The sequence below is a fragment of the Micrococcus sp. ACRRV genome, assembly GCF_022346985.1.
Taxonomy (GTDB): Bacteria; Actinomycetota; Actinomycetes; order Actinomycetales; family Micrococcaceae; genus Micrococcus; species Micrococcus porci.
The window spans coordinates 1-7374 of record NZ_JAKRNH010000114.1 but is presented as its reverse complement, the minus strand read 5'-3'; the positions used below and the strand labels follow the sequence as shown (position 1 = coordinate 7374).

Annotated in this window: 7 protein-coding genes; 2 read left to right on the top strand and 5 right to left on the bottom strand. The window is 74.9% G+C overall.

Annotated elements, in window-relative coordinates:
* Positions 1 to 147 precede the first annotated feature (147 nt).
* Positions 148 to 1164, top strand: coding sequence for a class II fructose-bisphosphatase (glpX, locus tag MHY29_RS10380; protein ID WP_224355496.1), 1017 nt, complete (start codon positions 148 to 150; stop codon positions 1162 to 1164).
* A 75-nt stretch (positions 1165 to 1239) separates the two neighbouring features.
* Here glpX and manA read toward each other — a convergent pair whose 3' ends face one another.
* Genes manA through MHY29_RS10360 form a run of 4 tightly spaced genes read right to left on the bottom strand, consistent with a single transcriptional unit; the run spans position 1240 to position 5958 of the window.
* Positions 1240 to 2484, bottom strand: coding sequence for a mannose-6-phosphate isomerase, class I (manA, locus tag MHY29_RS10375; protein ID WP_224355495.1), 1245 nt, complete (start codon positions 2482 to 2484; stop codon positions 1240 to 1242).
* A 23-nt stretch (positions 2485 to 2507) separates the two neighbouring features.
* Positions 2508 to 4175 (bottom strand): LCP family protein, encoded by a 1668-nt coding sequence (locus tag MHY29_RS10370; RefSeq protein ID WP_239241022.1) that lies wholly within the window; start codon positions 4173 to 4175, stop codon positions 2508 to 2510.
* A 2-nt stretch (positions 4176 to 4177) separates the two neighbouring features.
* On the bottom strand, positions 4178 to 4756 hold the full coding sequence (gene purE / locus MHY29_RS10365; protein ID WP_224355493.1) for a 5-(carboxyamino)imidazole ribonucleotide mutase: 579 nt from the start codon (positions 4754 to 4756) through the stop codon (positions 4178 to 4180).
* 2 nt (positions 4757 to 4758) lie between these two features.
* Positions 4759 to 5958: a 5-(carboxyamino)imidazole ribonucleotide synthase gene (locus MHY29_RS10360; protein WP_239241020.1), complete on the bottom strand. Its 1200-nt coding sequence runs from the start codon at positions 5956 to 5958 to the stop codon at positions 4759 to 4761.
* Positions 5959 to 6113: 155 nt separating this feature from the next.
* On the opposite strand from MHY29_RS10360, the gene MHY29_RS10355 reads away from it, so the two are divergent.
* Positions 6114 to 6692 (top strand): GtrA family protein, encoded by a 579-nt coding sequence (locus MHY29_RS10355; RefSeq protein ID WP_239241018.1) that lies wholly within the window; start codon positions 6114 to 6116, stop codon positions 6690 to 6692.
* Between the two features lie 39 nt (positions 6693 to 6731).
* Here MHY29_RS10355 and MHY29_RS10350 read toward each other — a convergent pair.
* Positions 6732 to 7374 (bottom strand): hypothetical protein (locus tag MHY29_RS10350; RefSeq protein WP_239241016.1); only part of this gene is annotated, 643 nt, incomplete at its 5' end.

The window sequence follows — 7374 nt, the reverse complement described above, 5'->3', positions numbered from 1 at the left end:
GGGGAGCTCATCCCTGGCATTGTGCCACCGCGGGCGTGCATCGGGGGACGGCCGGGCGGGTGCGGCCTAGGATGAAGCAGACGGGGCAGAGTCGCCCCCGGCGCGGGCCCGCGGGCCGCGCACGCGAGCTACGGATCGGAGAGCAGGATGACCAGCGCGTCCTCGGAGAACACCGGCTACGAGAACCACGTCCCGGATCGCAACCTCGCCATGGAGCTGGTCCGCGTGACCGAGGCCGCGGCCATCGCGGCCAGCCCCTGGGTCGGCGGCGGAGACAAGAACCGCGCGGACGGCGCGGCGGTGGACGCGATGCGCGCGTTCATGGACACCGTGGCCATGGACGGCACCGTGGTGATCGGCGAGGGCGAGAAGGACGAGGCCCCCATGCTGTTCAACGGCGAGCGCGTGGGCGACGGCAAGGGCGCCTCCGTGGACGTGGCCGTGGACCCGATCGACGGCACCCGCCTGACCGCCATGGGCTACAACAACGCCCTGTCCGTGTTCGCCGTGGCCGAGCGCGGCACCATGTTCGACCCCTCCGCCGTGTTCTACATGGACAAGCTCGTCGTGGGCCCGGAGGCCGCGGACTTCGTGGACATGCGCCTGCCGGTCAAGCAGAACGTGAACCTCGTGGCCAAGGCCCTGGACAAGCCCGTCTCCCAGGTCACCGTGTGCGTGCTGGACCGCCCCCGCCACGAGGGCCTGGTCAAGGAGATCCGCGCGGCCGGCGCGCGCGTGAAGTTCATCCTCGACGGCGACGTGGCCGGCGCCATCGCCGCCGCCCGCCCGGACACCGGCGTGGACATGATGATGGGCATCGGCGGCACCCCGGAGGGCATCGTCACCGCGTGCGCCATCAAGGCCACCGGCGGCGTGATCCAGGGCCGCCTGGCCCCCACCGACGACGCCGAGAAGCAGAAGGCCCTCGACGCCGGCCTGGACCTCGACGCGGTCCTCACCACCGACGAGCTGGTCACCTCCGACCACTGCTACTTCGCCGCCACCGGCATCACCGACGGCGACCTGCTGCGCGGCGTCCGCTTCGCCGGCGGCCGGGTGCACACCCAGTCCATCGTGATGCGCTCCAAGTCCGGCACGGTCCGCACCGTGGACGCCGAGCACCACGTGGACAAGTGGTCGCAGTGGCTGAAGAACCGCGGCTGACGCACCACCGCTGAGCGCGACGACGGCCCCCGCCGGATCCGGCGGGGGCCGTCGTCGTCCGCGGTGCCGGGTCGCTCAGGCGGTGGGCAGCGCGGCGACGAACACGCGGGCCGGGGCGTCGTCCGTGGCGGGGGAGAGCGTCAGGGGTGCGGCGGCGGTCTCCTCCGCGGGCAGGAACACGGCCGCGCCGGCCTCCAGGCGCACGGCGTCCGCCCCGCACGCCAGCACGGCCGGTCCGTCCACGGCGACGGCGATCGCGGGCCCGGCCACACGGGCCTCCGCCGAGGGCCCCCCGGCGTCCGCCGCCAGCCGGGTGAGCTCGAACTCCTCGAACGGCGGCCGGTAGCGCACCACGCCCGCGCCGTCCTCCACCGGGTCCGTGTAGGGCACCGGCAGGGGGGCGAACGCGACCACGCGGCGCAGCTCCGGCACGTCCACGTGCTTGGGGGTCAGGCCGCCGCGCAGCACGTTGTCCGAGGCGGCCATGACCTCCACGCCCAGGCCGTGCAGGTAGGCGTGGACGTTGCCGGCGGGCAGGTGCACGGCCTGGCCGGGGACCAGGTCCACACGGTTCAGCAGCAGCGTGACGAGGACGCCGGGGTCACCCGGGCACTGCTCGGCGACCTCGAGGGCGGTGGCGAGCGCGGGGTCGTGGGCCACGAGGTCCGGCTGGGCGCGCACGGCCTCGATCAGCCGGTCGACGCCGCCCGCGGACCACACGGCGTCCGGGTCGAGGATGTCCGCGAAGGCCGCCTCGACGTCCTCGGCGGCCAGGTGGGCCGCGATCCGGCGGGCGGCGATGCCCACGTCGGTGGCGTCGCCGTCGGCCCACTCCGCGAGGGCGTCGGCCATCCGCTCGAACGTGGCCGCCGCGTCCTCCGGTCGGCGGAAGCCGCAGAGCGCGGAGAACGGGGTGAGGGCCACGATCATCTCGGGCTTGTGGTTGTCGTCCTTGTAGTTGCGGTGCGGGGCGTCGACGGGCACGCCCGCCGCCTCCTCCGCGGCGAAGCCCGCACGGGCCCGCTCACGGGTCGGGTGCGCCTGGATGGAGAGCGGCCGGCCGGCGGCGAGCAGCTTCATCAGGTACGGCAGGCGTCCGAAGCGGGCGGCTTCCCCGAGCATGGGGGCGGGGTCGGCGGCGATGAGCTCGTCCAGGCCGCACCGACCCTCGGGGCCGGACACCGTGCACGGCGCGCCCGGGTGGGCGCCCAGCCACTTCTCCGCCTCGGGGGCGCCGGAGGGCTCACGCCCCTCCAGCTCGGCCAGCAGGGTGGGGGATCCCCACGCGTAGTCACGGACGACGGCCTCGAGCAGGTGCATGCGCCCAGCCTAGGGCAACGGCGTCACCCGCCCGGGGCGCAGAGGTCGTTGGTGGAGGCGATCCGGACGAGCTGGGCCTCATCGCCCGCGTCCTGGATCCGCATCAGCTCCATCGCGGAGTACGGCTCCCCGTTCGGCCCCGTGGGCGCGGAGGGCCAGGTGGAGGGGTCGTCCGGGTCGACGCCGGGCCGCGTGGTCCCGCCGGTGCCCGTGGCGGCCGGCGACGCCTCGGCCACCAGGAGCGGGGCCGGGATCGCGGCGGTGAGGGCCAGGAGGGGCGTCGCGCCCGGGGAGGCCGCCGGGGCGGCCGTGGATGCCGAACCGGTCTTCGTCGGCTCCTCGTCCAGCAGCTCGGCCACGCGCCGGTGCACCAGGTCGTAGTCCGGGCGGGTGGTGAAGCGGTCGTTGGCGGTGCCGAAGTCGGGGGCGCCGATGGTCAGGCGGGCCATCCGGTAGCCCCGCGAGCGGTCCGCGAGGTCGACGAAGGTTCCCAGCTGGCTCTGCGGCACGTTCGTGGTGACGATCTGCGTGCCCGCGGAGACGATGCCCTCGAACCGGGTCAGCACCGTGGCCGGGGTGAACTGCTGGAGCATGGCCGCCTGCATGCACTGCTGGCGGCGGATGCGGGCGTAGTCCGTGGCGAACTTGCGCGAGCGGGCGAACGCCAGCGCGTCGTCGCCGCCGAAGTGGTGGGTGCCCGGCTCCCACCAGATGTCCCCCCACGTGCCGTCCGGGCGCGCACCGCGGTGCGTGACGTAGCCGCCGGAGACGACGTCCACCCCGCCCATGGCGTCCACCAGCTGCGCGAAGCCGGCCATGTCCATCATCGCGTAGCCGGTGATCTCCAGGCCGAGCACGCCGCCGGCGGCGTCCATCATGGCCTCCGCGCCGGGGTGCTCGGCATCCGGGTAGAGGTCCTTGTGCTTCTCCTCGACGTCCATGTACAGGGCGTTGAGGATGCAGTCGTCCCCGCAGTCGAAGCCGTTCGGGTAGGCCTGCCACAGGGGGGAGTCGGGGGTGAAGGGGGCGTTCTGCAGGTTGCGGGGCAGGGAGAACAGGGTGACGGCCCCGGTCTCGGCGTCGACGGACGCGACGTGCATGGAGTCCGGACGCAGGCCCACGCGGTCCTCGCCGGCGTCGCCGCCCATGACGAGGATGTTGTACCGGCCGTCCGCGGCCTCGATGGCCGGGCCGCTCCCGAAGATCGAGCCGAGCGCCCCGCGGCCGGACTGCGTCATCCACGCGGTGTAGCCCAGGCCGCCCGAGGTGACCACGAGGGCCACCACCGTGGCCGCCGCCGTGGCGGCCCGGGCGCGTGGGCCGAGCAGGTGCACGCGGATCAGGCGGAAGGTGTCCACCCAGAGCAGGCCCCAGCCGATCGCCAGGGTGACGAGCACCACGCCCAGCAGCACCAGCACCACGGGGTTCGCCAGCACGGAGACCAGTGCCGCCCGGGCGGTCAGCGCGAGGACGAGGGCCAGCAGCACCGCGGCCCACACCGCGAGCGTCACCCGCAGCGCGATCCGGCCCCACCGCCGGCTGCCCGCCACCGCCTGGGCCCCGCCGGGCACCAGCAGGGTCAGCAGGAGGAGGATCCCCGCGCGACGCCGCCGCTCGGGCCCGGTGGCCTGACGCGGGTCGCGGACGGGGTCCCGGGTGAGGACGGGGCTCGACGCGGCGGAGGCGGGCATGCTCAGGCCCCGTCGGCGGCGCGCTCGTGGAGGCGGGCTCCCTTCGCCCGGGCCTGCGCGTTCAGGCCGGCCGCGACGTCCTGGAGGGCCGCGCGGAGGTGGGCGGCCCCGTCGTCCGTGCCGGCCGCCAGGATGCGGGCCGCGAGCAGGCCGGCGTTGCGGGCGCCGTCCACGGAGACCGTGGCGACCGGCACTCCCGCGGGCATCTGCACGATGGACAGCAGGGAGTCGAGCCCGTCGAGGGACCTGAGCTTCACCGGCACGCCGATCACCGGCAGCGGCGTCACCGCGGCGAGCATGCCCGGCAGATGCGCGGCGCCGCCGGCGCCGGCGACGATCACGCGGATCCCGCGCTCGTGGGCGCGCGCACCGAAGTCCACCATCTCGTGCGGCATGCGGTGCGCGGACACGACGCCGACTTCCACCGGCACGCCCAGCTCCCGCAGCGCCTCCACGGCCTGGCCCATCACGGGCCAGTCGGAGTCCGAGCCCATCACCACGGAGACGACGGGCGCCTCCTCCTGGAGGGGGCGGGTGCAGGGGGCGTCGGAGGTCGGCTGGGTGGTCTGCTCGGCGGTCATGCTCAGGCCTTCGGGGTCGGTGCGGAGGGGGCGGTGGCGTCGCGCAGGACGGCGGCCGTGGACTCGGCGATGCGCTCGGCGTCCGCGAGGGAGAGGCCGTGCTCGGCCACCACGTTGACGTGGCCCACCTTGCGGCCGGGGCGCACGCCCTTGCCGTACACATGGACCTTGGCCTCGGGGTGCGCGGCCAGGGCCTCGGAGAAGCCGGAGTGCAGGTCCTCGTGGGCGCCGCCGAGGACGTTCTTCATCACGGTGCCGTCCCCGCGCGGGGCGGTGCCGCCCAGCGGCATGTCGAGGACGGCGCGGACGTGCTGCTCGAACTGGCCGGTCACGGCCCCGTCCATCGACCAGTGGCCGGAGTTGTGCGGGCGCATGGCGAGCTCGTTGACCTGGAACCCGGCGTCGGTGCCGGGGGTCTCGAAGAGCTCCACGGCGAGCATGCCCGTCACGTCCAGCTCCTCGGCGATCCGCACGGCCGCGCCGGACGCGGCCTCGGCCACCGCGGGGGCGAGGTCCGGGGCAGGGGCGGTGACGACGTCGCACACCCCCTGCGTCTGCAGGGAGGCCACCACGGGGTACGCCGCGACCTCGCCGGAGGGGCGGCGGGCGACCTGGGCGGAGAGCTCGCGGGCGAACGGCACCATGGCTTCCGCCAGCAGCGGCGCGATGCCCGCGCCCAGCCACGTGCCGAGCGTGCCGTCGGCGGCACCGGACCGCGCGTCGTCGGCGGAGTCCACCTTGAGGACGCCCTTGCCGTCGTAGCCGCCGCGGGCCGTCTTGAGGATCATGGGCCAGCCGTGCTCGTCGCCGAACGCGATCACCTCCTCCAAGGAGGACACCGGCGCCCACGCCGGGTTGGGCAGGCCGAGGCGCTCCACCAGGCCGCGCATGAGCAGCTTGTCCTGCGCGTACTGCAGGGCGTCCGGGCCGGGCCGCACCGCCACGCCCGCGGCCTCGAGGGTGCGCAGGTGCTCCGTGGGGACGTGCTCGTGCTCGAAGGTCACCACGTCCACCGTGGCCGCGAACGCGCGCAGGTCCTCCAGGGAGGCGTGGTCGCCCACCATGTGGGGGGCCACCTGGGCCGCCGAGGCGTCCGGGGCCTCCGCGAGCACGCGGAAGGGCACGCCCAGCTCCGCGGCCGGGCCCGCCATCATCCGGGCCAGCTGGCCGCCGCCGATCACACCGAGTCGAAGGGAAGTCACCCGTCCAGGCTAGTGGCCCAGGCTGGGAGCTCCCTCACTGTGCCCTTGGACGTCGGCCGCGGCGTCCGCCCCGGCACGGGGGTCGGACTACAGTGTTCCCAGCCCGTGAGGGCCACCCCTCCTTCTCCGTCCCCCGATCCGAGGTGCTCCCGCCCATGCCGACCGATCTCTGGCACCGGTTCACCGGCCTCGTCAGCATGCTGTGGCGCGAGGTCGCCAAGTTCGGCACCGTCGGCGCCGCGGCGTTCGTGGTCGACTCCGCGGTGTTCTGGTGGCTGATGCACGGCCCCCTCGAGGGCTCCAACGTCAAGGCCAAGATCTGTGCCGGCGTCGTGGCGACGATCTTCAGCTGGGTGGCCAACCGGTACTGGACGTTCCGGGACAAGCGCCAGAACAACGTGGTGCGCGAGCTGGTGATGTTCCTGGTGATGAACGCGGTGGGCCTGGGCATCCAGGCGGGCTGTGTGGCGATCGCCCAGTACGGCATGGGCGTCACGGATCCGAACGGCCTGTTCATCGCGGGCAACGTGATCGGCCTGTTCTTCGGCACGGTGTTCCGCTACTTCGCCTACCGCTTCTGGGTGTTCAAGGAGGAGCTGGACGAGGAGCCCGGCTTCGAGAACGACATCGCCGTGATCACGGGCCAGCTGCCCGTGCTCCACGCGCACGACGAGCATGTGCCCGGCCTGCAGCACCGCCACCCCCGGCACGACGGCGAGGACGGCTCCGCCTGAGCGCTGCAGCACCGCCGGGTCGCGGGCGGTGATCCCGGCTCAGGCCGGGACGTGCGCCGCCCGGCCCGCGTCCCACGCCTCGAGGCTGGCCCGCAGCGCGGGGGCATCCAGGCGTGCCCGCCCGACGCCGACGCCCCCCTCCGTCAGCGGGCTGGCGGCGTCCGCGGGGTCGGTGGGGACCGCGTCCACGGTGACGTGGTCGACGCGGCCGGGCAGGGCGTCCGGCTGGGCGCGGATCTCCGCGGCGAGGTCCACGACGGACGGGTCGCCGGCGTCGTCGTCGCCGAAGTCCGGCTCGATCCCGCGCGGCAGGCGGACGGCCACCACGGTCAGGGCGGGGTCGTCCCAGTGCTCCGGGCGGTCGGTGAGCACGGCGGCGGCGTCGTCGGGGGCCTCCTGAGCGCGGTCCGCCGGGCCGGCGACGAACGCCGGACGGGCCCCGGCGCAGAGCACGCCGAGCGCGAGGGCGCGGGAGAGCCAGTGGTCGGGGAGGTCCAGGAGCACGGCGTCCCCGGGGGCCACCCCCTCGTCCAGCAGGAGGCCCGCGGCCTTGGCCGCCCAGTTCACGGTGACCGATCCGGAGAGCTCGATGCGCTGGTCCACGGCGCCGTGGGCCGCGCCCGCGGCGTCGCCCGCCGGGGCCGGCTCCTGCACCAGGGCGGGGCGGGGCGAGGAGGCGAGG

Coding starts and splice junctions, on each gene's coding strand:
- glpX (WP_224355496.1), top strand. CDS start 148: ATGACCAGCGCGTCCTCGGAGAACACCGGCTACGAGAACCACGTCCCG.
- manA (WP_224355495.1), bottom strand. CDS start 2,484: ATGCACCTGCTCGAGGCCGTCGTCCGTGACTACGCGTGGGGATCCCCC.
- MHY29_RS10370 (WP_239241022.1), bottom strand. CDS start 4,175: ATGCCCGCCTCCGCCGCGTCGAGCCCCGTCCTCACCCGGGACCCCGTC.
- purE (WP_224355493.1), bottom strand. CDS start 4,756: ATGACCGCCGAGCAGACCACCCAGCCGACCTCCGACGCCCCCTGCACC.
- MHY29_RS10355 (WP_239241018.1), top strand. CDS start 6,114: ATGCCGACCGATCTCTGGCACCGGTTCACCGGCCTCGTCAGCATGCTG.